The organism is Marinomonas sp. GJ51-14, assembly GCF_055808695.1.
Window position 1 is genome coordinate 2,023,538 of sequence record NZ_CM147879.1, and the last position, 25,099, is coordinate 2,048,636.

The 25,099-nt window shown below is 41.0% G+C and carries 22 protein-coding genes; 11 read left to right on the forward strand and 11 right to left on the reverse strand.

Translation table 11 applies throughout. The annotated features are described in order from the left end of the window. Positions 1–324 precede the first annotated feature (324 nt). A complete protein-coding gene (locus AC0L3Y_RS09750) occupies positions 325–945 on the forward strand; it encodes an FKBP-type peptidyl-prolyl cis-trans isomerase (protein ID WP_473461557.1) in 621 nt (206 codons plus the stop codon). 97 nt (positions 946–1,042) lie between these two features. On the opposite strand, the gene AC0L3Y_RS09755 is transcribed toward AC0L3Y_RS09750, so the two are convergent. The 3 genes from AC0L3Y_RS09755 to purB form a co-directional block, all read right to left on the reverse strand. Further along, positions 1,043–1,459, reverse strand: a complete 417-nt coding sequence (locus tag AC0L3Y_RS09755) for a GNAT family N-acetyltransferase (RefSeq protein ID WP_473461562.1) — start codon at positions 1,457–1,459, stop codon at positions 1,043–1,045. 14 nt (positions 1,460–1,473) lie between these two features. Next, complete coding sequence (locus tag AC0L3Y_RS09760; protein WP_473461570.1) at positions 1,474–2,667, reverse strand: JmjC domain-containing protein; 1,194 nt, start codon at positions 2,665–2,667, stop codon at positions 1,474–1,476. A gap of 95 nt (positions 2,668–2,762) precedes the next feature. Next, positions 2,763–4,136, reverse strand: coding sequence for an adenylosuccinate lyase (purB, locus tag AC0L3Y_RS09765; protein WP_473461575.1), 1,374 nt, complete (start codon positions 4,134–4,136; stop codon positions 2,763–2,765). A 271-nt stretch (positions 4,137–4,407) separates the two neighbouring features. On the opposite strand from purB, the gene AC0L3Y_RS09770 reads away from it, so the two are divergent. Next, entirely contained in the window at positions 4,408–6,009 is a 1,602-nt protein-coding gene (locus AC0L3Y_RS09770; RefSeq protein ID WP_473461580.1) for a methyl-accepting chemotaxis protein, read from the forward strand. A gap of 172 nt (positions 6,010–6,181) precedes the next feature. Here AC0L3Y_RS09770 and AC0L3Y_RS09775 read toward each other — a convergent pair whose 3' ends face one another. The 6 genes from AC0L3Y_RS09775 to AC0L3Y_RS09800 all read right to left on the reverse strand — a co-directional run bounded on the left by AC0L3Y_RS09775 (position 6,182) and on the right by AC0L3Y_RS09800 (position 11,986). After that, on the reverse strand, positions 6,182–8,401 hold the full coding sequence (locus AC0L3Y_RS09775) for an NADP-dependent isocitrate dehydrogenase (RefSeq protein ID WP_473461588.1): 2,220 nt from the start codon (positions 8,399–8,401) through the stop codon (positions 6,182–6,184). 269 nt (positions 8,402–8,670) lie between these two features. Continuing rightward, the gene (gene hflD, locus AC0L3Y_RS09780) at positions 8,671–9,300 is read right to left on the reverse strand and encodes a high frequency lysogenization protein HflD (protein ID WP_473461593.1); all 630 of its coding nucleotides are present in this window, start codon (positions 9,298–9,300) and stop codon (positions 8,671–8,673) included. A 12-nt stretch (positions 9,301–9,312) separates the two neighbouring features. Beyond that, on the reverse strand, positions 9,313–10,434 hold the full coding sequence (gene mnmA, locus AC0L3Y_RS09785; protein WP_473461597.1) for a tRNA 2-thiouridine(34) synthase MnmA: 1,122 nt from the start codon (positions 10,432–10,434) through the stop codon (positions 9,313–9,315). A 56-nt stretch (positions 10,435–10,490) separates the two neighbouring features. After that, complete coding sequence (locus AC0L3Y_RS09790; protein WP_473461600.1) at positions 10,491–10,901, reverse strand: NUDIX domain-containing protein; 411 nt, start codon at positions 10,899–10,901, stop codon at positions 10,491–10,493. Beyond that, positions 10,837–11,568, reverse strand: a complete 732-nt coding sequence (locus AC0L3Y_RS09795; RefSeq protein WP_473461603.1) for a pseudouridine synthase — start codon at positions 11,566–11,568, stop codon at positions 10,837–10,839. Before AC0L3Y_RS09795 ends, AC0L3Y_RS09790 begins: the two co-directional genes overlap by 65 nt. Before the next feature lie 175 nt (positions 11,569–11,743). Further along, complete coding sequence (locus AC0L3Y_RS09800; RefSeq protein ID WP_473461608.1) at positions 11,744–11,986, reverse strand: cold shock domain-containing protein; 243 nt, start codon at positions 11,984–11,986, stop codon at positions 11,744–11,746. A 329-nt stretch (positions 11,987–12,315) separates the two neighbouring features. Here AC0L3Y_RS09800 and clpS point away from each other — a divergent pair, with 329 nt between their 5' ends. Together clpS and clpA are read left to right on the forward strand one after the other, a co-directional pair. Further along, entirely contained in the window at positions 12,316–12,663 is a 348-nt protein-coding gene (clpS, locus tag AC0L3Y_RS09805) for an ATP-dependent Clp protease adapter ClpS (RefSeq protein ID WP_473461612.1), read from the forward strand. Positions 12,664–12,683: 20 nt separating this feature from the next. After that, positions 12,684–14,936, forward strand: coding sequence for an ATP-dependent Clp protease ATP-binding subunit ClpA (gene clpA, locus AC0L3Y_RS09810; RefSeq protein WP_473461617.1), 2,253 nt, complete (start codon positions 12,684–12,686; stop codon positions 14,934–14,936). A 107-nt stretch (positions 14,937–15,043) separates the two neighbouring features. On the opposite strand, the gene infA is transcribed toward clpA, so the two are convergent. Beyond that, a complete protein-coding gene (infA, locus tag AC0L3Y_RS09815) occupies positions 15,044–15,262 on the reverse strand; it encodes a translation initiation factor IF-1 (RefSeq protein ID WP_012070936.1) in 219 nt (72 codons plus the stop codon). A 227-nt stretch (positions 15,263–15,489) separates the two neighbouring features. Beyond that, positions 15,490–16,230, reverse strand: coding sequence for a leucyl/phenylalanyl-tRNA--protein transferase (gene aat, locus AC0L3Y_RS09820; protein ID WP_473461624.1), 741 nt, complete (start codon positions 16,228–16,230; stop codon positions 15,490–15,492). Positions 16,231–16,777: 547 nt separating this feature from the next. Here aat and AC0L3Y_RS09825 point away from each other — a divergent pair. The 7 genes from AC0L3Y_RS09825 to cobA all read left to right on the forward strand — a co-directional run bounded on the left by AC0L3Y_RS09825 (position 16,778) and on the right by cobA (position 25,089). After that, positions 16,778–17,605, forward strand: coding sequence for a hypothetical protein (locus tag AC0L3Y_RS09825; protein ID WP_473461629.1), 828 nt, complete (start codon positions 16,778–16,780; stop codon positions 17,603–17,605). A 150-nt stretch (positions 17,606–17,755) separates the two neighbouring features. Then, complete coding sequence (locus AC0L3Y_RS09830) at positions 17,756–20,491, forward strand: DNA translocase FtsK (protein WP_473461636.1); 2,736 nt, start codon at positions 17,756–17,758, stop codon at positions 20,489–20,491. 35 nt (positions 20,492–20,526) lie between these two features. After that, positions 20,527–21,150 carry an outer membrane lipoprotein periplasmic chaperone LolA gene (gene lolA / locus AC0L3Y_RS09835; protein WP_473461641.1) on the forward strand — a complete coding sequence of 208 codons (624 nt, stop codon included), beginning with the start codon at positions 20,527–20,529 and terminating at the stop codon, positions 21,148–21,150. Next, positions 21,150–22,499 carry a replication-associated recombination protein A gene (locus tag AC0L3Y_RS09840; RefSeq protein ID WP_473461648.1) on the forward strand — a complete coding sequence of 450 codons (1,350 nt, stop codon included), beginning with the start codon at positions 21,150–21,152 and terminating at the stop codon, positions 22,497–22,499. Before lolA ends, AC0L3Y_RS09840 begins: the two co-directional genes overlap by 1 nt. Positions 22,500–22,551: 52 nt before the next feature. Continuing rightward, entirely contained in the window at positions 22,552–22,923 is a 372-nt protein-coding gene (gene crcB / locus AC0L3Y_RS09845) for a fluoride efflux transporter CrcB (RefSeq protein WP_473461655.1), read from the forward strand. A 64-nt stretch (positions 22,924–22,987) separates the two neighbouring features. Then, complete coding sequence (serS, locus tag AC0L3Y_RS09850) at positions 22,988–24,289, forward strand: serine--tRNA ligase (RefSeq protein ID WP_473461660.1); 1,302 nt, start codon at positions 22,988–22,990, stop codon at positions 24,287–24,289. Positions 24,290–24,345: 56 nt separating this feature from the next. Further along, a complete protein-coding gene (cobA, locus tag AC0L3Y_RS09855; RefSeq protein ID WP_473461667.1) occupies positions 24,346–25,089 on the forward strand; it encodes a uroporphyrinogen-III C-methyltransferase in 744 nt (247 codons plus the stop codon). Positions 25,090–25,099 lie beyond the last annotated feature (10 nt).

The window sequence follows — 25,099 nt, forward strand, 5'->3', positions numbered from 1 at the left end:
AGCAAATAAAAAGCAGCTAATAGACGATAGAAAAACTAAGCCTATAAAAAGCATTGACCAATAATCTGTCGCTTTTTTACTGTTTTTAAATTTTACTACAGATGGAATGAAGCTCTTGGTTTTCATCATGCACTCCTTTATCAATGAGCAAGTATCTAATATGTAAATGATAATTGATATCATTTAATAAATCTATTGATTTAATAGTGGGAATTTTAATTAGGAGATTAGCCATGATGCTTACTTTGAAAAACAAGCCCATGAGATTTGGCTATGTTATGATATGTGTTCAATTTTATATGTAATGAATAAGAGAGTATAAACATGTCAGAACTGTCGTTCGATTCGAATGAAGCAAAAATCGCATACGGTATTGGTCGTCAAATTGGTGATCAACTACGTGGTAGTGACCTTGGAGAATTGTCTCTAACGCATCTTTTTGCTGCGATTGAAGATTCTTTGAATCAAGCTGAAATGCGCGTTCCAGGTGAAGAATTGGAAGCTGCTTTTGCTGAACTTCAGCAAAAAATGGAAGAAAAAGCACGTGCAGGATCTGAAGAAACAGTGAAAGCGGGCGAAGCGTTCCTTACGGAAAATAAAGCGAAAGCTGGTGTTCAAACAACGGAAAGTGGTTTGCAGTACGAAGTACTTGAAGAAGGTACTGGTGCTACTCCTAGCCGTGAATCAACAGTTCGAGTTCATTACGAAGGTCGTTTACTTGACGGTCAAGTATTTGACAGTTCAATCGCCCGTGGCGAGCCTATTGAATTCCCATTAACTGGTGTTATCGCTGGTTGGACTGAAGGTCTTCAGTTGATGAAAGAAGGTGCAAAATATCGTCTAACGATTCCTGCTGAATTGGCTTACGGTGCTCAAGGCGCTGGTGCAATGATTCAACCTTTCTCAGTTCTACAGTTCGATGTTGAGCTAATTGCGGTCGTTTAATTAGTAATTTAGAACGAAAAAAACGAGCTTCTTTTAATTAAAAAAGCTCGTTTTTTTATGTCTACGAAAAATGGTTGTGTTTAAGTATAGGAGAAATCTAAATGTCTCTTTCCATTCGAACATGCATTTTTCCAGCTTCTAGAAATATTTTGCCGTCTGAATGGAAGTTTTGCTTTTCATAAAACTGTTGAACGTCTACTTGTGCATGTAAGAAAACTTTTCGGATTCCCATTTCTCTGGCGACTTTGATGGCTCTGGTCATCAGCATTTCACCGTAACCTTGATGGCGATAAGCAGGTAGTACGGCTAAACGGCCCAATTGTCCTTCTTCTGTTAATCTACAGGTTCCAGTCGGTACCGCTGTTGTGCCAAAAGTCACAAAGTGAACAGCATCTTTATCATATTCGTCCCACTCATCTTTTGGGTCGATACCTTGTTCGATAATAAAGACTTGTTTACGTACAAAGACCAGTTGATCCTTGCTGCTGTTCCAGTCTGATGTTAATACCTTCACCTTGTTTTCTCCTATTATTCTTCTGGTGCAACCAGTTCGATAAGACCTTGCTGACGAATCAAGAATCGTACAAGTGGTTCTAAGTCAGGATTCTGACTAAAATCTAAGCCAGAGAAGTCAAATTCAACTTGATCGGTGATTGCTTGAACAAATGAAGCCAACTCAGTGTCAAGGTTGATACTTTCACCGTTGCAGAAAACAGTCATGCTGTTTCCATTGTTGCCTTGATAATAGCAAATTCTCGCGTCACCTGGACGGATAAAAGTTTGCCCTTGAATAGCATTTTTAAAGGCTTCGTTTAGATCTTTAGTATTTAGAGGCGTTAAGTATTCAGGGTATTTGCTGTCACTCATGGTTTCACCTAACCAGTTGGCTAATACATCTGGTTGGTTTATTAATCGAGCCAATTCTGTTTGCAAGTAAGCAACATCATCAGTATGAATCTGAGCATTATGATCGCGCTTTCCTGTTTCCGGTGCAGCAAAACGATTTTTAACGTTAATGGTGTCGCATAATTTATCGCGTATACCCGTTAGAGCGTCTTGTATGCTTGGCGCGCGAAAACCAACGGAGTAGGTCATGCAATTATCGTCTAGGGATCGGCCATTATGAGCGAAGTTTGGTGGCAAATATAAAATATCACCGGCTCCTAATTCCCAATCCATTTCTGGATTAACAGGGAAGTTATCTAGGATATGCAGAGCGATATTTGCAATACCTGAATCCTGGTATTCATCGGGTGCTAATACTTGCCAGCGACGTTTACCAGCCACTTGGATTAAGAAGACGTCATATTGATCATAGTGTGGTCCAACACTACCACCTTCGGTTGCGTAGCTGACCATTACATCGTCTAAACGCCAGCTAGGTAGAAATTGGAATTGTTCTTTTAGGGCTTGAACTTCAGGGACCCAGTGATCAACGGCTTGAACTAATAGAGTCCATTCTTTTTCAGGTAAGGCCGCAAAAGTATTTTCATCAAAGGGACCTTGCTGTGTTTCCCATGGTGTCTTGCCTTTTTCGATTACAATACGAGATTCGACTTCTTCTTCCATTGCCATACCAGCAAGTTCATCGGCTTCCAATGGCACTTCAAAATCTATCAGGCCAGCACGAATGAGGAGTGGTTTTTTCTGCCAGTATTCATTCAAAAAAGTTTGTGCTGTCATTCCGCCAAGAATGGTTAACGGCGTATTTAGATCTGTCATAGATTTCTCGTGAAAATAAAAAGAGTCAGTTTGGAATGCAAAGACAAAAAAGAGCCGATAAATCGGCTCTTTTTTATTACTTAGAAACGTAGAGCTTAGTTACGAATGGCTTTCGCTTGAGCAACAGCATTACCAATATACGTACCTGGTGTTAATGCTTTTAGTTCTGCTTTTGCTTTTTCAGGCATTTCGAGTGTCTCAACAAAGGCTTCAATGGTTGCTTGATCGATTGTGCGGCCGCGTGTTAACTCTTTTAGTTTCTCGTATGGAGATTCAATGCCGTAACGACGCATTACCGTTTGAATTGGTTCAGCCAATACTTCCCATGCAGCATCCAAGTCAGCGTTTAAGCGAGGCGCATTGATCTCAAGTTTGCTGATGCCTTTTAGGGTCGATTGGTAAGCAATTAAGCTGTGGGCCAAGCCAACACCTAGGTTACGTAATACGGTTGAATCTGTTAGATCGCGCTGCCAGCGAGAAATGGGTAATTTCGCACTCAAGTGACCCATGATGGCGTTAGCAATACCCAAGTTACCTTCGGAATTTTCGAAGTCGATCGGATTAACCTTGTGCGGCATAGTCGATGAACCAATTTCGCCAGCAATGGTTTTTTGCTTAAAGAAGCCCATGGAAATGTAGCCCCAAACATCACGGTCAAAATCAAGCAAGATTGTGTTGAAACGACAAATCGCATCAAACAATTCAGCGATGTAATCGTGCGGCTCGATTTGAGTTGTATAAGGATTCCAAGTCAAACCCAGAGACGTCACAAATGATTCAGCGTGCGCTTGCCAATCAATATCTGGATAAGCAGAAAGGTGAGCATTGTAGTTACCAACAGCGCCGTTGATTTTGCCTAAAAACTCAACGCTTTGGATTTGCTTAAGTTGACGACTAAGACGTGCAGCAACGTTCGCCATTTCTTTACCAACAGTCGAAGGTGATGCTGTTTGGCCGTGAGTACGAGACAGCATTGGTTGCTCGGCGTGCTCAATAGCAAGATCTTGGATAGCTTTAATGATGTTGTTTAGCTCTGGAGTAATGCCTTCTTCCAGAGCTTCACGAAGCATTAATGCGTGAGATAAGTTGTTAATGTCTTCAGAGGTACATGCAAAATGAACAAACTCAGAAACAGAAGCGAGTTCCGCATTGTCTGCCATCTTGTTTTTAATAAAGTATTCAACCGCTTTGACATCGTGGTTTGTGGTTTTCTCAATGTCTTTAATGGCTTGAGCATCGGCTTCATTGAAGTTATCTGCCAACTGATCTAAGAATGTGCTGGCTTGAGCACTAAGTGCAGGAACTTCAATAATTTGTGGGTGACTGGCAAGAGCCTGTAGCCAGCGAACTTCAACTATGACTCGCATACGTAGCAAACCGTACTCGCTTACTGAGCGACGCAATACGTTTGTTTTCGATCCGTAACGACCGTCGATAGGGGAAATTGCATTTAAGCTAGTTAATTCCATTGAGATAACGCCTCGAACATGGTTTTCAGGGAGTCGCTATTATAGGCAAAAGAGGTGGTTACTGCTATGACAGTCTGGGAATTTGAGTCTATTCGATAGATTTTATTACACCATTTTTTATACTTTTTTTGATATGAATCTATTTTTAATAGAAGGCTTGGTATTTTTTTGTAATTGCTCACAGCTTTTTTTATTACTCAGTTGTATTATGCGATCAATATTTAATTGTCTAATGTCCTTGTATTACTGATATTCAGGAAAAATATTTCGTATGAAAATAAGTCGTATTATTAACTTAGCGATAGTCATTGTGTTGATTGCTTTATCTGTTCTCTTCTTTATTACTCAAAATAGTTTGAATCGAAATGAAGAACTGATTAGGCATGAAGTTGTTTTATCAGAAGCTGTTTCTGCAATAAAAGACGCTCGATATTATGTTGTCCAAGTTCAGCAGTTTTTGACTGATATGGGAGCAACGCGAGGTGATGATGCCTTGCCAGAGGCCGATGAAAGTTTAGAAGGAGCAATAAAAAGCTTAGAGGAATTAGCTCAAATTCTCCCAGATTATAATAAAAAAGTGGATGGTTTAAAGCTACAACTTCAAAAAGTATATGATGCAGGTCGAGTAATGGCTACAGCGTATATTAACGAAGGTACTGAAGCGGGCAATAACTTAATGAAAGGCCCTGGTGGTTTGGATGATGAATCTAGCCTTTTAGCCGACTCACTAGAAGTAATTGCTGATGAATTATCCGAAAAGCTTAATAGTAGTGCAAATACATCTATTGGAGCGATCCAAAATGCTGAATTTTTATCTTTGATCAGTAGCTTGATTTCTGGTGTTGTTATTGTTGGTGTTATTGTGATCTTGCGTCGCCGTATTTTACCTAGTCTCCATTCACTGGAAGCTTCACTTCATAACATTTCCGTGGGCGAACGTGATCTAACTGTTCGCTTAGATGATAAAGGCAGTGATGAGCTTGCTTCTGTTGCACGTAGTTTTAACGTATTTATTAAAGGTATCCAGGATCTTGTCGTGAATCAACAAGGGCAGTCCCATCAACTGTCTGTTGCTGGCGAACAGATGATTGTGGCTTCAAATAAAACTCGTATGGGAATGGTTAGTCTGCAAAGAGAAACATCTGGTATTGCAGGTGTCGTTACTGAAATGCAGACAACGGTTCACCATGTTGCCAACAATGCTACTGCGGCAGCACAAGCTGCGAAAGAATCAGATGATGTTGCTAAAGAAGTAGAAGATGTTGTGCAGGCAAGTGTGTCTTCTATCGAAGCTTTGGCTAAAGGCGTAGAAAAAGCATCGAATGTTTTACAGGCATTAGAGAAAGATACATCGGATGTCGGAAGCATACTGGATGTTATTCGAGGTATTGCCGATCAAACTAACTTGCTAGCTTTGAATGCGGCAATAGAAGCTGCCCGAGCGGGCGAACAAGGTCGAGGTTTTGCTGTTGTAGCAGATGAAGTAAGAACCCTTGCACAACGTACACAAGAGTCCACAGAGCAGATTCAAAAAATGATCACACAGTTACAAACTGGCTCTCAAGATGCGGTTCAAGTTATGGTTGTTAGTAAGCAGCAGGCAGAGCAAAGTGTGACTCAATCTCAACAAGCAAGAGACGCCTTGCATAAGATTACCTCTTCCATGGGAAATATATCAGCAATGGCGATCGAGATTGCTTCAGCGATGGAGCAACAGTCTGCGGCTTCTGAGAATATTGATGCTCGTATTCGATCTATACGAGATGAAGCAGAGCTCACCAGTGAAAATGCGGAGCAGTCTAATGCTGCAGCAGAACAAGTGTTGAGCCAATCAAACGCTTTGTCAGGTTTAATTTCTAGTTTTAAAGTTTAGAGAGCAGGGAGGTATAGCATCAAGCATGTCTTCTTATTTATTCTTATGGTTATCTAGTTAAATATAGGTTCATTTTATTTATCGGCAAGAATGAAGAGTAGGCAAAAACAAAAAAGGCCCGAGCAACATAGTTGCTCGGGCCTTTTATTTGCTCTTACTATGCTTTAGTGAATTAAAGCGTAGCCAATGCTTGGTTGAAAGTCGCACTTGGGCGCATTACTTTCTCTACTGCATCAAGGTCGATATTGTAGTAACCAGATAGGCCAGCTGGCTTCCCTTGTACTGCAGCAAGCTCAGCAACAATAGTGCCTTCTTTCTCAGCCAGTACTTTCGCTAATGGTGCAAATTTAGCGGCTAATTCTGCATTTTCAGTTTGAGCAGCCAATTCTTGAGACCAGTACATAGCAAGGTAGAAATGGCTACCACGGTTATCTAGCTCACCAGCTTTACGAGATGGTGATTTGTTTTCATCTAGAAGTTTACCTGTTGCTTTATCTAGGCATTTAGCAAGAATTTTTGCTTTTTCATTGTTGTGCTTGATACCAAGCTCTTCAAAAGAAACCGCTACAGCTAAAAACTCACCAAGAGAATCCCAACGAAGGTGGTTTTCTTCCATAAGCTGCTGAACATGCTTAGGAGCAGAACCGCCAGCGCCTGTTTCATACATGCCGCCGCCTTGAAGCATTGGAACGATAGACAACATTTTTGCAGATGTACCTAATTCCAAGATAGGGAATAAGTCAGTTAAGTAATCACGAAGAATGTTACCTGTTACTGAAATAGTATCTTGGCCACGAATGATGCGTTCCATAGAAAAACGGATTGCTTCGTTGTATGTCATGATGCGAATATCTAGACCGCTAGTGTCATGATCTTTTAGGTAAGTGGTAACCTTCTTGCGAAGCTCATTATCGTGGGCACGTTCTTCCTCTAACCAAAACACGGCAGGAGTATCAGATTGGCGAGCACGAGTAACGCCTAGTTTCACCCAGTCACGGATTGGAGCGTCTTTTGTTTGACATGCGCGCCAGATATCGCCTTTCTCTACAGCGTGCTGCATTAGAACGTTACCTTGAGCATCAACAACACGCATTGTGCCAGCTTCAGTGATCTCAAATGTCTTATCGTGAGAACCGTATTCTTCCGCCTTTTGAGCCATCAAACCAACGTTTGGAACTGTACCCATTGTTACTGGATCGAAAGCTCCATTGGTTTTACAGAAGTTGATGGTTTCTTGATAAATACGAGCATAGGTGCTATCTGGGATAACGGCTTTAGCATCATGTGCTTTACCATCGCGTCCCCACATTTTACCAGAGTTACGAATCATCGCAGGCATAGATGCATCTACAATTACGTCACTTGGTACGTGTAGGTTGGTGATGCCTTTATCAGAGTCAACCATCGCCAATTCTGGACGCGTTTTGTAAACGTCTTGAATCGCTTGTTTGATTTCTTCCTGTTTTGCTTCTGGAAGTGTTTTGATTTTGTCGTATACGCTACCTAAACCATTGTTTGGGTTAACACCGATTTCTTCAAATAGCTCTCCATATTTTTCAAATACGTCTTTATAGAAAACGGTTACAGCATGACCAAATACAATTGGGTGAGACACTTTCATCATGGTTGCTTTTAAATGTACAGACCACATGATGTTGTCTTCTTTGGCTTCTTGTAGAGTTGCCTCGAAGAATGCACGGAGTTTAGCGCAGCTGATATTCATGCTGTCTATAATTTCACCAGCTAAAAGTGGAAGTGATTTTTTCACTTCAACAGAGCCGTCTTTTTTCACAAATTCGATATTAACGGTTTGAGCTGAATCCATAGTGACGGATTGCTCTGAAGAGTAGAAGTCACCATCGCGCATGTAATCGGCATGTGAAACAGAGGTTTTTTTCCATTTACCCATTGAATGAGGGTTTTTACGAGCAAAACCTTTTACTGCTGCAGGCGCACGACGATCAGAGTTACCTTGACGTAAAACTGGGTTTACTGCACTACCAAGCACTTTTGCATAGCGAGCTTGGATGTCTTTTTCTTCATCTGTTGTTGGGTTTTCTGGGTAATCAGGAAGTCCATAGCCATGTGCGTTAAGTTCTTTAATTGCAGCATTAAGCTGTGGTAAAGAAGCACTGATGTTAGGTAGTTTTACGATGTTTGCTTCTGGGGAAGCTGTTAAGTCACCTAAAAATTTAAGGCCATCTTCAACTTGCTTATCAGCAGGAAGAAGATCAGAGAAAGAAGAAAGGATACGGCTTGCTAAAGAAATATCGGTAAGCTTTAGTTCGATATCAGCTTCTTTTGCAAAAGCGCCAAAGATAGGAAGCAAAGATGAAGTGGCCAGTGCTGGTGCTTCATCGGTCAACGTATAATAGATGGTTTGTTTCGACATGTAATTCCCCTAACATTTCAGGCTGTGTTGCCCATTGGATCGAAGATGACTTTTAGCCGCCATTCCCTAAGTTTTAACTGGTTGTACAGATTAATTTGCACAGGTTAAAAATTTGGTCGATATACTACCTAAAAAACCAAGATAGAGATATCGGCTCCAAGATATACTCAAAATTGATTTCAGTTATTCTCGTGTTTATCGACTTACATTTACTGACTCATTTTATGAGAATAAAAAAAGCCCTATAGGGCTTTCTTGTTTTTTTAAGGTTAATTACGAGACTCTAAAGCACTTAATAACGCCTTTCTTTTAAAAATTAAATGCCAGCGTTTTCCACCAAGTTGTCGCCATAACATTGCAGCTCGAATTCCCGACATTAAAATGGTTCTGACCTGGTTAGCAATATGTGGTTGTTGTAAAAAACGGCTGTCACCTTGTACTTGTATTCGAAAAGGTAAAGTACTTAATGTGTCTTGGTACATTCCTGAAATAGAAGCAATGATGTTTTCATGAAGTACGCTATTGTAGTGTGCTTTCTTTTGCTCTATCTGAGAAATTCGCTGACCAATAGTCGAAAGCATCTGTGGGGTTTTTGCGAGCTTATTTTCAAGATGGACTAAGCTGAGTGCGTATCTTAATGTATCAGGGTTGACACTGCTACGCTCTTTACCTAGTGCTTTTTTAGCGACACTGCGACCAAGGGATAAATTACTTTGATAATCCCATTGCCCACCATAAATCTCTTCAGTAGAGGGGGCATTGACGAGCAAAATACTGTCAATCATCGGCTGTAACGCCGTGTTATCTACCTTTCCTGTTTTGGCTAGAATGGCAACCAATTCTGCTGCTTGAAATACAGCGGATAGGGCAATAGATTGTTCTTTTTCTCTACTACTCACGTTATAAACTCTCTATTTGTTAAACGCTTCATTGATGATTCCACCGCCAAGGCAGTGCTCACCAACATAAAAAACAACAGACTGTCCCGGTGTGATTGCTCGTTGAGGTTCAACAAAAGAGACTTCAATTCGTCCATCTTCTAATTCATAAAGGGTGCAGTCTTGATCTGGTTGGCGATAACGACACTTTGCTTTACAGGTAAGCGGAAGTGAAGGCTTTTCACGAGCTACCCAGTCAAAATTATCAGCAATCAAGTGGGTTTTGAATAAAGACTCATGCTGGCCACCTTGTGTTACTACTAGCACATTGCGCGTTAAGTCTTTTTCGACAACGTACCATGGGTCATCTGAATATTTCGCTAAACCACCAATGCCCAAACCTTGACGCTGGCCTATTGTGTGATACATCAAACCATGATGGCGCGCGATAATATCGCCTTCTAAGGTTTCAATATTACCTGGCTGTGCCGGCAAATATTGCTCTAGGAAGTCTTTGAAACGGCGCTCGCCAATAAAACAAATACCTGTACTATCTTTTTTGTTGTGAGTGATAAGGCCAAACTCTTCGGCTAAGCGTCGAACTTCGGGCTTTTCTAGTTCACCTACTGGGAAAAGTGTTTTGGCTATTTCGTCTTTCCCTACCGCATAAAGGAAGTAACTTTGGTCTTTGTTGCCATCAAGACCTTTTAGTAAAAGAGGCTCGCCGTCTTTTTCTCCACGGCGTACATAATGGCCTGTTGCAATGTAATCTGCACCAAGTGCCAAGGCATACTCTAAAAAGGCCTTAAATTTGATTTCTTTATTGCAAAGGATGTCTGGGTTTGGTGTTCTGCCTGCTTTGTATTCTTCTAAAAAGTGCTCGAAGACATTATCCCAATATTCCGCTGCAAAATTGGCCGTATGAAGTGTAATACCCAATGTGTCTGAAACGGCTTGGGCATCAGCAAGGTCATCTTTGGCTGTACAATATTCTGTACCATCATCTTCGTCCCAGTTTTTCATGAACAAACCTTCGACCTGATAGCCCTGCTGCATCAGAATAAGGGCCGATACTGAAGAGTCAACGCCACCTGACATTCCTACTATGACTTTTTTTGTGCTATTTACATTGTTTGCAGCAGTGCTTTCTTTCATGACCAATGGTTACTCATAAGACGAAGAGGCAAGGCCTCAGGTAAATTTAATTGCCATTATTGTATCACTTTCTCTTTATCGATAGGACGAAGAAAGTGATCAGATATAAAGGATAAAGGTATTATGGGGTTGTGAAGTGAATCTTCAATGCAAGCTTTGATTAATGGACTACGATGAGGGAGTGTAAGAATTTCCTCATAAGTGAGCCAATGGCTTGATTCTATGTCTGGGTCGAGCTCTTGACTCGCTTTTTCTACTGGCTCACATAAAAAACAAAGTCGATGGTAGGTGTCTGCCTCTTTAAAAGGAGTAAAGGCGTACATGCCAAGTAAACCAACGGGTTTAACGAGCCAACCAGATTCTTCTAGGGTTTCTCGAATTACTGCTTCAATAGCGCTTTCGCTATTTTCGATGTGTCCGGCTGGTTGGTTTAGTACGAGTTGGCTGTCCTGCCACTCTGCTACCATCAGATATTGTGTTTCCTTGGGGTCGTCCAAACTGTCTTTTTTCACCAGAGCGGCGACGGTTAGATGAGGTAATCTTTCTCTTTCTTTGTTCTTCAAAATTCGTCACCTCTTTTGATAAGTCATCGGTTGGTTCTATGTAGTTCCAGTGCCCCACCTGAGTGTTGTCTAATGTGTATGGACCAATAGCGTAACGTATTAATCTAAGTGTAGGAAAACCAACAGCGGCGGTCATGCGTCGCACTTGACGATTTTTTCCTTCACGAATCTGTAGTGATAACCAGCTTGTGGGAATGTTTTTTCTGTGTCTTACTGGTGGCATTCTTTCCCAAATATTAGGTTCTTCTATACGTGCTGCTTGAGCGGGCTTAGTTAAACCATCCTTTAATTCTACACCTTGCTTTAATTTATTTAGCGCTTCATCTGAAATATTACCTTCAACTTGAACCCAGTAAGTTTTGGGTAATTTGAAGTCGGGAGATGCAATGATATGTTGTAATGCGCCTTGATTGGTAAGTAGTAATAAGCCCTCGGAGTCAAAATCCAGTCTTCCAGCAGGGTAGAATTCTGGGACTTGAATAAAATCAGCAAGAGTGGATTTATCGCCTTCTTGAGAAAATTGACTCAGAACTCGAAAGGGTTTGTTGAACAAAATCAAATTTGAAGGCATGCGCTCAATGTGTCGTTATAGTGTGTGATTAAATTATTGAATTGAAGAGTGGCTAAAAGTATTTGCTGAAAAAAGTATTTTTTTAATTATACAGATCTTACTCCCCATGGTGAGGAGTAAGATAACAAATTCATTCTTGGATAGCGATGTTGCTATATTTATGAACCGATTGGCTTTATGCGGTTTGAGTTTCTTGTGGCTCGTCTTGCTCTGATGTAAGTGGATTGATATCAATAGCATGCATGCCTCGATTTCCAGGTTCAACATTGAAAGTTACGGCTTGGCCTGCTTTGAGTGTTTTATAGCCTTCAACGTTAATTGCAGAATAATGAATAAACAAATCTTCTTCGAAGTCCTCTGAAACAATAAATCCATAGCCTTTTGCATTATTAAACCACTTAACTAATCCGTGATGCATGAGTTACTCCTTATTCACTCTAAATCGCTATAAAAGGTTTCACTATTGTTTGTCTAATTGACCAGTCATGAGTTGTGGTGATCAACATAGATGTATTTAAAAGTATGAACTAAATAATTTAGATTGCTAAATAGGTGCGAATTCTTTGTCTCGAATCAATGTTAGAATCTTTTCTGTAAACATTGATTGCACATTTGACCGCCTCAATAGAAAGCGTAGAAGGTGTTTTGGTATTTGTAAAATCCAAGTGGTAATCTATAACGTATATAAAGGTAGTAATGTGCTGAATTAGGCAAATTACGTGAAAAATTTGGCCTCAGAGGCATGGGATGATTGTAAACCAGAAAATTAGACTAGTATCAGAAGACGAGCAGCAAGGGCATTCTAGTATCGCGATTGCTCCACAGGAAACCGAGCTGCAACCGCCTTCTATGTATCAAGTTGTATTGTTCAATGATGACTATACGCCAATGGACTTTGTCGTATTTGTTTTGCAGCGTTTTTTTTCTATGGATGGAGAGAAAGCGAATCAAGTTATGTTGGAAGTGCATCAAAAGGGTAAAGGAGTTTGTGGTATTTACCCTTTTGATATTGCGGAAACGAAAGTAGCAATGGTACAACAGTTCGTGGAACAAAATGAGCACCCCTTAATGTGCGACCTACAAAAGGTTGACTGATTCAGAGTGAGGGAATAGCAATGTTAGATAAAGAACTAGAGCAAACCCTAAATACAGCGTTCAAAGCGGCGCGCGACAAACGCCATGAATTCATGACAGTAGAGCATTTGTTATTGGCTCTTATCGAAAACAACGCTGCCTCAAGCGTTTTAAAAGCATGCGGTGTGAGTTTAGACACTTTAAGTAAAGAGCTGGAAGAGTTCGTTGATAGTACAACGCCTTTAATTCCTGAAGATGATGAAGAGCGAGAAGTTCAGCCAACGTTAGGTTTTCAACGTGTATTACAACGTGCTGTGTTTCATGTGCAATCATCAGGAAAGCGAGAGGTGACTGGTGCGAATGTGCTGGTGGCCATTTTTAGCGAACAAGAAAGCCAGACAGTTTATCTCTTGAAACGCCATGGTGTTGCTCGTATTGATGTTGTGAATTATGTTGCTCACGGCATCTCCAAAACAGGTGATGCGTCTCAAGAAATGGATCAAGACGAAGAGGCGGAAGATACAACCACGGCTCCTTTGCAAAAGTTTGCAACGAACCTTAATGAAGAAGCCAAAGCTGGAAAAATCGATAAATTGATTGGTCGCGAGTACGAAGTGGAGCGTGTTATACAAACGCTTTCTCGTCGTCGTAAGAACAACCCATTATTGGTTGGTGAGTCTGGCGTAGGTAAAACTGCGATTGCAGAAGGGCTTGCCAAACGAATCGTTGATGGACAAGTGCCAGATGTTATTGCAGATGGCGTTGTGTATTCATTGGATTTAGGTGCCTTATTAGCGGGGACAAAATACCGTGGTGACTTTGAAAAGCGCCTTAAGCAATTGCTTGGTGAATTGAAGAAACTGCCGAATGCTATTTTGTTTATCGATGAAATTCATACCATTATCGGTGCGGGTGCGGCATCTGGCGGTGTGATGGATGCCTCTAACCTACTTAAACCAGTATTAAGTTCTGGTGGCTTACGTTGCATCGGATCGACGACGTTTCAAGAGTTTCGTGGTGTGTTTGAGAAAGATCATGCTTTAGCGCGTCGTTTCCAAAAAATTGATGTGAACGAACCGAGCGTTGATGATACGTATCAAATCTTGAAAGGCATCATAGGTGCGTTTGAAGAACATCACCAAATTAAATACGAAGAGCCTGCTTTGTTAGCAGCTGCAGAACTTGCTCAGCGCTATGTGACAGATCGTCACATGCCAGACAAAGCGATTGATGTGATCGATGAGGCGGGAGCGTTTCAACGCCTTCAGCCTGAAGGTAAGCGAAAATCTGTGATTACTGTGTCAGATATTGAAGATATCGTGTCTAAGATCGCTCGTGTGCCTGTAAGGGCTGTTAATTCTGATGATAGAAAAGTGCTGTCTAATTTAGAACGAAATTTGAAAATGGTGGTGTTTGGACAAGACAGTGCGATTGATTCCTTGTCGGCGGCGATTAAGTTGTCCCGTGCTGGATTAAAAGCGGAGCAAAAACCAATAGGCTCTTTCTTAATGGCTGGGCCAACAGGTGTTGGTAAAACCGAAATCACGAAGCAACTTGCGAAGCAGTTAGGGTTAGAGCTTATTCGCTTTGATATGTCTGAGTACATGGAGCGTCATGCGGTTTCTCGCTTGATTGGTGCGCCACCAGGGTATGTTGGCTTTGATCAAGGTGGTTTGCTAACAGAGGCGGTTACTAAGAACCCTCATAGTGTGGTTTTGCTTGATGAAATAGAAAAAGCACACCCAGAAGTCTTCAACCTGTTGTTGCAGGTTATGGATCACGGTACTTTGACTGACAATAATGGTCGCAAAGCGGATTTCCGTAATGTGATCCTGGTTATGACATCGAATGCTGGGGCAGAAGAGCTGGCTCGTCGTACAATTGGTTTCTCTAATCAAGATAACTCAACAGATGGTATGGAAGTGATAAATAGAACTTTCACGCCAGAGTTTAGAAACCGTCTTGATGCTGTTATTCAATTCCAACAACTTGATGAACACATTATCTTTAATGTGGTTGATAAGTTCTTAGTCGAATTGCAGGTTCAGTTAGATCCTAAAGGCGTTATGTTGGAAGTATCAGATACGGCAAGAGGTTGGTTGGCTAATAAGGGCTATGATCGTCAGATGGGTGCTCGTCCAATGGCGCGAGTGATTCAGGAACATCTTAAGAAGCCATTAGCGGATCAAATACTTTTTGGTGATTTGCATGATGGTGGACACGTAAAAGTGTCTTTAGATGAGAAAAGTGACGAACTGAAATTTGAAGTGATAAAAGAAGCGGTTGTTCATTAGGAATTAATGCAATTGCTGAACATAAAAAAACCGGGCGCTTGAAAGTGTCCGGTTTTTTTATGATTTTAATCTAGCTAATGGCTACTTATTAGGTAACCGCTTCTAAATTAACGAGCTCGATAAACGATACGGCCTTTTGAAAGGTCGTAAGGCGTCAGCTCTACTTTTACTTTGTCGCCAGTCAAAATACGGATGTAATTTTTACGCATTTTTCCAGAGATATGAGCAATTACTACGTGTCCGTTTTCTAATTCGACACGGAACATGGTATTAGGCAACGTATCAATGATAGTGCCCTCCATTTCTAAGCCTTCTTCTTTTGCCACAATATGTGTCCTATGGTGTTTACTTATATAATTTAGTAGACGCCGACCATGCCTTATTCGGAGGTCTACAGACAAAGGGAAAAAATGTTTCTCTATTGTCGATTGAGCGCTAAATAGTTAAATCATGATGCTTATTTAGCGACGTCTGAATTTTGATCGAGCATATTTTGCCTAAAAACTCACCGTAAGGCAAACTAAGTTGCATTCTTACCCTGTCTATTTTTAAGCTAAATTCGTTGTTTTTCAGGTTTTTTGCCAATATTTAAGAGTTCTGTGTTCTTTTTAGTCGTCGGTATAAAGTCTTCTAAAGCAGATAAAAATGTTTCTCTTGGTATTAATTCTGCTCCCAAAGAAAGTAAATGCTCTGACTCTACCTGACAATCGATTAGTTCAATACGACACTCTTTTGCTAAATCACAAAATGTTTTTAGAGCAATTTTGGAGGCGTTTGGCACAAGTGAAAACATAGATTCACCAAAAAATAGATTTCCTATGGCAATACCGTAAAAACCACCGACCAGAGTTTCATTTTTCCATATTTCCATTGAATGTGCATAACCTAGTTTGTGCAATTCTAAATAGGCATTTTTAATATCGTTTGAAATCCAAGTGCCTTCTTTGTCTGCTCGAAGTGCAGCGCAATGATTAATAACCGATTGAAACTCTTTATTTACTGAAAAATACCAAGGTTCTTTTTTAAGTGTTTTTTTAAGAGACTTAGATTCGTGAAAGTTTTCTGGGTACAAAACACATCTTTGCTCAGGGTGCCACCATAAAATAGGATCTGGATCACTAAACCAAGGAAAAAAGCCTTTACTATAAAGATGTATTAATCGTATTGAAGATAAATCACCACCGACGGCGGATAAGCCCTCTGGATCTTGTAGTGCTTTATGTGGATTTGGAGTGTCGTAAGGGGACTCTGTGAGCAATATTAATTCGTGTTTTTCATCTTCGAGGTCAGGCATGAAATGGTGATCACCTTATTAAGTATTTATCGTCTGCAGATTTACATAATGTAATTGTAATTCCTTTGGTAGTAAAAACTATCTATGAATATTTTTTAATTAAAAAATTAAAGAAATTTTTTTCTCCCGATATTTGAATTAAGGATAAAAAAGCGTATGGTTTGCGAGTTGCTGACACATTTGCGTTCTTAATTCCTTGTAATGTGCATGAATGTTCTAAAAAAAATGTAGTTTTATCTCCTTGCTGGTTAGTTTTTACCCAAAGTAGGGGGTAAAATGAAAAAAAGAGAAAAAAGTGCAAGGAATGCTTGACCAGTGGTGGATAACTTGGTTTTAATCAAGTCAGTCCTAAAACGGTAATTCGAAACGATAGTTGAATTCGGTATTGGGAACTACAGGATGATTTGCTTTTTTGGCGATTGTCACAAAAGTGAAACTGAATGGTTTTAAGATACATGAGTCGTTGATTTAACAACGTTTCTTAAACGGATAACATTTTTCAAATGGTCTACAAGACCATATATTATAATATAAAGGGGAATCTTGAATGAAAGCGATTAAACTTGCTTCTATCTTCGCGGTAACTGCTGTTGCAGCTGCTGTTTCTACAACTACTATGGCTGCTGATGCTGTTTTTTCTGGTACTGCAGCACTTAACTACACAATTCAAGACAGCGGTAATGTTCTTGACGGTACGGGTAATGACCCTGAAGTTGAGTTGGCTATTGATACTGGTGTTGTATACGCTGAAATTGAAATTGACGGTAACGCAGGTACTGATGTATCAACTGTTGATTTAGAAGCTATCTATGTTAAAAATGGCGCAGTATCTTTTGGTAAATTTGACGGTTCATTATCTGATGGCGCATTCTTTGCTGATGATGGTGTGATTGGTGGTGTTGCAACCGACTCTGTCTATTCTGCTGTTCGTTATGTTGTAGTTCCTGGTCTGACTGTTGGTCTTGAGGGTTCTGATGCCGTAAATGCTGATGGTGATAGTGAGATCGGTTTTGCTGCTTCTTATGAAATGGAACTTAGCCCAGGTACTTCATTCGGTCTTTCTGCTGGTTCTGTTGGTGATGATACTGCGTATAACCTTGGTTTCTCTACTAATATGGATGCTATGACTATCAATGTTGGTTACGGTGCTGGTGAAGTTGGTGGCGCTGATAAGTCTCAAGCTGTTGTTGAGCTTCAGTTTGCTGCAAGTGATGCACTTCAGTTTAATGCTCAATATGGTATGGATACTGAGGCTGAGCAAAATGGTCTTCAGTTAGCAGCATTTTACACTGTAGATGCTATTACATATTATGTTGAAAATGAAACTGGTGACTTTGCAGAGTACACTGAAATTGGTGCTAAAGCCTCTTTCTAAGACCTTTCTTTAATAGAAGTGTTTTCTTAGTGTAAAAGCGAAAGCCAGCCCTTTGGGCTGGCTTTTTTTATGGTAAGCTTGACGAACTTGTCACTCTGTTTTTTTAGAGTATGTATTTGTTTTGGTTAGCATAAAATAGGAAGGCGTGTTTTGTCAGAAAAAGCGAGTGAGTCAGTACGCTCACCAATTTGGGATATGTTTGCTAAGCAGGCGGCGTTTATTGCTGCATTGTTATTTTTATTCTTTTTCGGTTTAGCAACTTATACTTATAACCCTGAAGATGCTGGTTGGTTTTATTCCGGTACTGGTAGGGCGATTCAAAACTCCATGGGGCCAATCGGCGCGACCATTGCTGATTTAATGTCTGGTTTCTTTGGGTCTTTATTTTATTCTTTACCTCCTTTGTTCTTTTGGGTGGCTATTATCATATGGCGCAACCCACATTCACTGCTTCCGGTTAATAATGCATTACTCTGCACATTAGGCAGTATTTTATATTTGTCATTTGGTTCAGCCTTGTGTTTTTTACATACCGTGGGCGAATTATCACTTCAGTACGGCACTGGTGGTATATTGGGTCATGGGCTTGGTACTTTGCTGTATGGCTTTATTGGTTATGATGGAGCCACTTTAGTTAGTTTAGCCTTAGTTATCTTATCCTTTACCTTGTTATCTCAGGTTCATTGGTTGGGATTAATGGATCGATTAGGTGAAGTCGTTTTTAAATTTGTGGTGTTGGTACGTCAAAAGCATGCAGATAGCCGAGAAGCAAAACTGAATAAAAGAGCCATTGAGGCTAAACCTATCAACTCAAGTTCAACTGATTTACATGCGATTGAGGAGCAAGATGAAGAGGAAGAACCTGCATTTATTCGTAAAAGAAGAAATGCGATTGCTTCAAAAGGCATAGGGAAAGACGAACTTTTAGATACGGTATCTATCGATAAAGATTACTCAGCCCCCTCTTCTGGAGATGTTTTAGAAGAGAGTGAAAAATCTAAATTTAGTTTGTCATCGCTTTTTTCTAAATCTAAGAAATCGAATAAATCATCAGAAGAGGTTGAAGATCAGCCTCATGTAGAGCCTAATTTTGATGGATTAGACTCATTATCGGCTAATGACAAAGACATTGAGTTTGGTGATACGCTTTATATTGAAGAGTCTTGGTCAGAATCGCCAAGCAAGGCGTCTGCCCGTGATATTTCATCTGCTGCAGATAAAGTAGATGTTACAGAGCCTTCTGCCGTTACTAAAGAGCAGGCGGATGCTATTTTGTTTGGTGAAGCGGCTTCTACAACTACAACAGCCCATAAGCCAGCTTTTCGAACTTTGTCGGAAGCGAAACAGTTAGATTCTCTTGGTGGTCCATCATCAAACGAAGATACCAGTAACCGAGAAGAGAAAGCTTATTCTTTGCCAGATCGCTCTGTATTAACCAAGCCTAAGCCAAAACAAGGCGGTTACTCGGAAGATGAGTTATTGGCTCTGTCTGAATTATTAGAGCAGCGTTTACAGGATTTTGGTGTGAAAGCGGACGTTGTCGAGGTGAATCCTGGTCCTGTGATCACACGTTTTGAAATTCAACCAGCACCTGGTGTAAAAGTATCTAGAATTACTAATCTTGCGAAAGACCTTGCGCGCTCTTTAAGTGTGATGAGTGTTCGAGTTGTTGAGGTTATTGCAGGTAAATCCACAATTGGTATAGAAATTCCGAATCAGGTTCGTGACACAGTGTACTTTTCCGAAGTTATCAACTGTGACGCTTACGATCATTCCTCTTCGCCTTTGACCTTGTCTCTTGGTCATGACATTTCTGGTGAGCCAGTTGTTGTCGACTTGGCGAAAATGCCCCATGTTTTGGTTGCAGGGACAACGGGATCTGGTAAGTCTGTTGGTGTAAATGCCATGATTCTGAGTATGTTGTTGAAATCAACACCAGATGAAGTACGCATGATCATGGTTGACCCGAAGATGCTGGAATTGTCTATTTATGAAGGCATTCCACACCTTTTAACACCAGTGATTACAGATATGAAAGACGCAGCCAATGGCTTGCGTTGGTCGGTTGATGAAATGGAACGACGTTATAAATTAATGTCGAAACTAGGCGTACGTAACATTGCTGGTTATAACAAAAAAGTCCGTGATGCGATTGATGCGGGTAAGCCAATTGAAGATCCTTTATGGCAACCTGAAATGGCGATGTTTTCCGAAGACGGTGTGGCACGAACAGTTCCTCACCTAGAACCTTTGCCTTATATCGTTATTGTCGTAGATGAGTTCGCGGATATGATGATGATAGTTGGTAAAAAAGTGGAAGAGCTGATCGCTCGTATTGCTCAAAAAGCACGAGCGGCTGGTATTCATTTGATTTTGGCGACACAGCGGCCCTCAGTAGACGTCATTACAGGTCTGATTAAAGCTAACATTCCAACTCGTATGGCGTTTCAGGTTTCGTCGAAAATTGATTCTCGAACTATTCTGGATCAAGGTGGTGCGGATCAGTTATTGGGGATGGGGGATATGTTGTATCTTCCTGCAGGGCTGCCAACGCCAATCCGAGTTCATGGTGCTTTTGTTTCAGATGAAGAGGTACATGCTGTCGTCGAAGAGTGGAAATTACGCGGCGAGCCTGAATACATTAATGATGTGGTTGTGAATCCAGAAGACTTAATGTCTGGCGACGACAGCGAAGATAAAGACGCGCTTTATGATGATGCTGTGAAGATTGTCATAGAAACCCGTAAAGCTTCTATCTCATCTATTCAACGTAGATTGAAAATAGGTTACAACAGGGCGGCAAATTTGGTAGAGGCAATGGAAGCCGCTGGTTTGGTTGGTCCAATGGGGACCAATGGTCAGCGCGATATTTTAATTCCAGAATAGTCATTTTCAAGTAACTGTATTTTTGGGAGAAATTTTTGATTAATAAATTAGTTGCTGTATGTGTATTTACTTTTGCGGCCATTTTTCAGACTGGTCTAGTTCAAGCTGAAACGGTTGATGTGGTTGAAAGCCTTCTGGAGCAGAATCGAAATATTGAAGGTGAGTTTCATCAAGTTACCTATGATGAAAAGGGTAAACAGTTACAAGTTAGTGATGGTGTTTTTCTTTTAGCGAAACCCAATCAATTTGTCTGGGATAGTGTGACGCCTTTTGCCCAGCGTATAGTATCGGATGGTAAAACAATTACCGTGTGGGATATTGATCTAGAGCAAGCGACTCAGAAACCTTTGTCGGGGGCTGTTGGAAACTCTCCAGCGGCTTTGCTAGGGCAACCTGCAGCAGAGGTTTTACCTTATTATGTCGTGACAACTTTAGGTAAGGATAAGTTTCGTTTGGCGCCTAAAGATGACCAAGACTTATTCCAAACATTGACTCTAGTATTTAAAAACAAAGTCATTAGTTCCATGAGTATTTTGGATGCATTGGGTCAGACTACTGTCATTGAATTTAAAAATGTTGAAACACATGAAGGTGTTACGAAAGACAACTTTATTTTAGATTTACCTGATTACGTGGATGTGATTGTAGAAGGTCAATAATGAAAGATCTTTTCTCGGATGCTCCAACAGGGGCTTATCAGCCTCTGGCTGCTAGAATGCGCCCGACTAGTCTTGATGACTATATTGGGCAGTCGCATCTAGTCGGTCCAGGGAAGCCGTTGCGAAGAATGGTTGAGACAGGGAACTGCCATTCTTTTATTCTTTGGGGCCCACCGGGTGTAGGTAAGACAACATTCGCTCAATTGTTATCCCATGCACTTGATGCTCAATTTATTGAAATATCTGCCGTGATGTCTGGCGTAAAAGAAATCCGAGCTGCTGTTGATCAAGCTAAACAACTACGAATGATGAATGGTACGCAAACCGTATTGTTTGTTGATGAGGTGCACCGATTTAATAAATCCCAACAAGATGCATTTCTCCCCTTTATTGAAGACGGTACCTTTTTGTTTATTGGTGCTACAACTGAGAATCCTGCCTTTGAATTAAATTCAGCTTTGCTGTCAAGAGCTCGTGTTTATCGTTTAAAAACGCCAACAGTAGAAGAAGTTCAACTTGTATTAGTTCGTGCCTTACAGAACAACGAGAGAGGTATCAGCAAGGATTTTAACGGGGATGGCTTCCAAATAGATGACCACTTTCTTTCTATTTTGGCGCAAGCGGCTGACGGGGATATTCGACGAGGGTTAAATTTTTTAGAGATTTTATCGGATCTTGTTGAGCCTGGGAGTAAGGTAACGCAAGAGCAATTAGAGGATGTTCTCGGTGGTAGTGTTCGTCGCTTCGACCGTAAAGGAGATGTTTTCTACGATCAGATTTCTGCTTTTCATAAGTCAGTCCGTGGCTCTTCGCCTGATGGGGCCTTATATTGGATGGCGCGAATGCTGGATGGTGGATGCGACCCATTGTATATTGCGCGACGTCTATTGGCGATTGCTTCAGAAGATATTGGTAATGCCGATCCAAGAGCCTTACAGGTTGGCTTAAATGCATGGGATGTGTTTGAACGTGTTGGTCCAGGTGAAGGTAACCGCGCCATTGCTCAAGCTGCTGTTTACATGGCTTGCGCACCCAAAAGTAATGCGGTTTATCAGGCGTTTAATCAAGCCATGTCTGATGTGGCTGCTCATCCAAGCTATGAAGTTCCTATCCATTTACGTAACGCACCTACGTCGTTAGCCAAAAGTATGGGGCACGGTGATGAGTACCGTTATGCTCATAATGAAGAGCATGCTTATGCTGCTGGAGAAAATTATATGCCAGAAGAATTAGCTAATATGCGTTATTATCAACCGACAGATCGTGGTTTAGAGAAAAAAATCACCGATAAATTGGCTTGGTTGTCTGATTTAGATAGCCAGAGTCTGCGTCAACGCTATGATGATTGATTAAGATAAGACGATTTTTTGCAAAAAAAACATTATCTCAAAGGAATAGAAAATGATGTATTTTATGATTGCGATTGGCGGTGCCTTTGGCGCTTTGAGCCGATATGGCATGACGAGGTGGATTAACAGCTACTGGCAGCATCATTTCCCGTTTGCAACCATGCTTATAAATGTACTTGGTTGTGTATTGATGGGGGTTGCATTTGTAATGATTAGTGAGCGTATGCCAACACTAGAACCTTATCGACCTTTAATTATGGTGGGTTTTTTGGGTGCATTTACAACGTTTTCTACTTTTTCTTTGGAAATTATCTCACTTATTAACATGCAGGCTTGGCTAAGTGCGATAAGCTATTTATTATTGAGTTGTGTTTTGGGTATTGTTGGTCTTGCTGTTGGTATGGCAGTGACACGCTTTTTCTAAACCATTCCTACACTTCGATTAAATACATTTTTTTATTACATTGTTAAAGGATATTGTTGCTCAGATGTTAGACATTAAAGCATTGCGCGCTGACCCAGAGGCCATTGCGGCTCAACTTAAAAAGAAAGGCTATGAATTGGATGTGGCCGTATTTTCTTCCCTAGAAGAGCGCCGTAAAGCGATTCAGGTAGAAACAGAGCATCTGCAACAGACCCGTAACTCTGTATCCAAAGACATCGGTCAGGCGATGAAGTCTGGCGATAAAGACAAAGCGGCAGAACTGAAAGCGCAAACAGCGACATTGGGCGATGATTTAAACGCCGCGAAAGAGCAGTTAGCGGAAGTTCAGCTTGCTATGGATTCTTTATTGGAAGGTATTCCGAATCTTCCTCATGCTTCTGTGCCAGAAGGCAAAACAGAAGATGATAATATCGAAATTCGTCGCTGGGGTGAGCCAAAAGCATTTGAATTTGAGCCAAAAGATCATGTTGATCTGGGTGAAGCAATGCAAATGTTAGACTTTGAAGCTGCAGTTAAAATTACCGGTTCTCGTTTTGCTGTTATGCATTCTGATTTAGCGCGTCTACACCGTGCACTTACTCAATTTATGATTAATACTCATACAGATGTGCATGGTTACTCTGAAGTCTATGTGCCTTATCTAGTAAATGCCCACTCATTAAAAGGAACAGGCCAACTTCCTAAGTTTGAAGAAGATCTTTTCAAGGTGCCTGTCGATAAGGACAGTGGTAACAATGACCTGTATTTGATTCCGACAGCCGAAGTTCCCGTAACTAATTTGGTACGTGATGAAATCCTAAATGATGCAGACCTTCATAAAAAATTTGTAGCTCATACACCTTGCTTCCGTAGTGAAGCTGGCAGTTATGGTCGTGATACGCGCGGTATGATTCGTCAACATCAGTTTGAGAAAGTTGAGTTAGTACATGTTTGCCGTCCAGATCGCTCTGAGGAAGTGCTTGAGGAGCTTGTGGGCCATGCAGAAGCTATCTTGCAGAAATTAGAGCTCCCTTACCGTACAGTCATCTTATGTGGCGGCGATCTTGGTTTCTCTGCTCATAAAACTTATGACATTGAAGTTTGGCTGCCGGGGCAAGGTAAATATCGTGAAATTTCTTCTTGCTCTAATATGTGTGACTTCCAAGCACGCCGTATGCAAGCTCGCTGGCGTAACCCTGAAACAGGTCGTCCAGAATTGGCACATACCTTGAATGGTTCTGGGTTAGCGGTAGGGCGTACATTAGTCGCTGTATTGGAAAACTATCAGAACGAAGATGGCAGTGTGCGCGTTCCTGATGTGTTGATTCCTTACATGGGTGGAAAAACGCTTTTGAAAAAAGCGTAAATTACGGGACTAATAAAAAAGCCTCGCAGGAGGCTTTTTTTGTATGAGAAAATATTATGACGGGCAGAGTCTATTTAATCGGAGCGGGTCCAGGGGATCCAGAATTGCTAACTCTAAAGGCGTATCGTTTGTTAAAAATGGCAGACGTAGTTTTGTATGATCGCTTAGTTGGCAAAGAAATTATTGACCTTATTCCTGAGGCGGCAGAAAAAATGTATGTCGGAAAAGCTAAATCACTTCATAGTCTTCCTCAGGAAGAAATAAACAGTTTGTTAGCTGCCAAGGCGAAAGAAGGGCACATGGTGGTTCGCCTGAAAGGTGGAGATCCTTTCATCTTTGGTCGAGGTGGTGAAGAGCTTGAAGAGCTAATCGAAGAAGGCGTACCTTTTGAAGTCGTTCCAGGTGTGACGGCTGCAGCTGGTTGTGCTGCTTATGCAGGCATTCCGTTAACCCATCGTGATTATGCTCAATCAGTGCGTTTTTTAACGGGTCATTTGAAAGATGGTACAACAGAATTGCCTTGGGAAGAATTGGTTCATCCAGCGCAAACCTTGGTTATCTATATGGGGTTAACCGGTCTTAAAGACATTAGCCAGTCTTTGATGAAATTTGGCATGAAGCCAAGCATGCCTGTGGCCATTGTGGAAAAAGGCACCACAAAAGAACAACGGGTTTTTACTTCAACCATTGAAGATATTTACGACGTGTCGATCAAGAATGAAGCAAAATCACCTGCACTGCTCATTATTGGTGAAGTTGTTACGTTACAAGAAAAGCTACAATGGTATGGGAAATCTTAAAACGTTTGTT

Excerpts from the sequence above, each read along its gene's own strand:
- AC0L3Y_RS09840 (WP_473461648.1), top strand. The coding sequence starts at position 21,150 with ATGAAAGATCTTTTCTCGGATGCTCCAACAGGGGCTTATCAGCCTCTG.
- AC0L3Y_RS09800 (WP_473461608.1), bottom strand. The coding sequence starts at position 11,986 with ATGCATCACGGATTAGTTAAGTGGTTTAATAATGCAAAAGGCTATGGA.
- cobA (WP_473461667.1), top strand. The coding sequence starts at position 24,346 with ATGACGGGCAGAGTCTATTTAATCGGAGCGGGTCCAGGGGATCCAGAA.
- AC0L3Y_RS09795 (WP_473461603.1), bottom strand. The coding sequence starts at position 11,568 with ATGCCTTCAAATTTGATTTTGTTCAACAAACCCTTTCGAGTTCTGAGT.
- AC0L3Y_RS09825 (WP_473461629.1), top strand. The coding sequence starts at position 16,778 with ATGAAAGCGATTAAACTTGCTTCTATCTTCGCGGTAACTGCTGTTGCA.
- crcB (WP_473461655.1), top strand. The coding sequence starts at position 22,552 with ATGATGTATTTTATGATTGCGATTGGCGGTGCCTTTGGCGCTTTGAGC.
- AC0L3Y_RS09775 (WP_473461588.1), bottom strand. The coding sequence starts at position 8,401 with ATGTCGAAACAAACCATCTATTATACGTTGACCGATGAAGCACCAGCA.
- serS (WP_473461660.1), top strand. The coding sequence starts at position 22,988 with ATGTTAGACATTAAAGCATTGCGCGCTGACCCAGAGGCCATTGCGGCT.
- clpA (WP_473461617.1), top strand. The coding sequence starts at position 12,684 with ATGTTAGATAAAGAACTAGAGCAAACCCTAAATACAGCGTTCAAAGCG.
- purB (WP_473461575.1), bottom strand. The coding sequence starts at position 4,136 with ATGGAATTAACTAGCTTAAATGCAATTTCCCCTATCGACGGTCGTTAC.
- AC0L3Y_RS09750 (WP_473461557.1), top strand. The coding sequence starts at position 325 with ATGTCAGAACTGTCGTTCGATTCGAATGAAGCAAAAATCGCATACGGT.
- AC0L3Y_RS09770 (WP_473461580.1), top strand. The coding sequence starts at position 4,408 with ATGAAAATAAGTCGTATTATTAACTTAGCGATAGTCATTGTGTTGATT.
- mnmA (WP_473461597.1), bottom strand. The coding sequence starts at position 10,434 with ATGAAAGAAAGCACTGCTGCAAACAATGTAAATAGCACAAAAAAAGTC.
- AC0L3Y_RS09760 (WP_473461570.1), bottom strand. The coding sequence starts at position 2,667 with ATGACAGATCTAAATACGCCGTTAACCATTCTTGGCGGAATGACAGCA.
- clpS (WP_473461612.1), top strand. The coding sequence starts at position 12,316 with ATGATTGTAAACCAGAAAATTAGACTAGTATCAGAAGACGAGCAGCAA.
- AC0L3Y_RS09790 (WP_473461600.1), bottom strand. The coding sequence starts at position 10,901 with ATGGTAGCAGAGTGGCAGGACAGCCAACTCGTACTAAACCAACCAGCC.
- aat (WP_473461624.1), bottom strand. The coding sequence starts at position 16,230 with ATGCCTGACCTCGAAGATGAAAAACACGAATTAATATTGCTCACAGAG.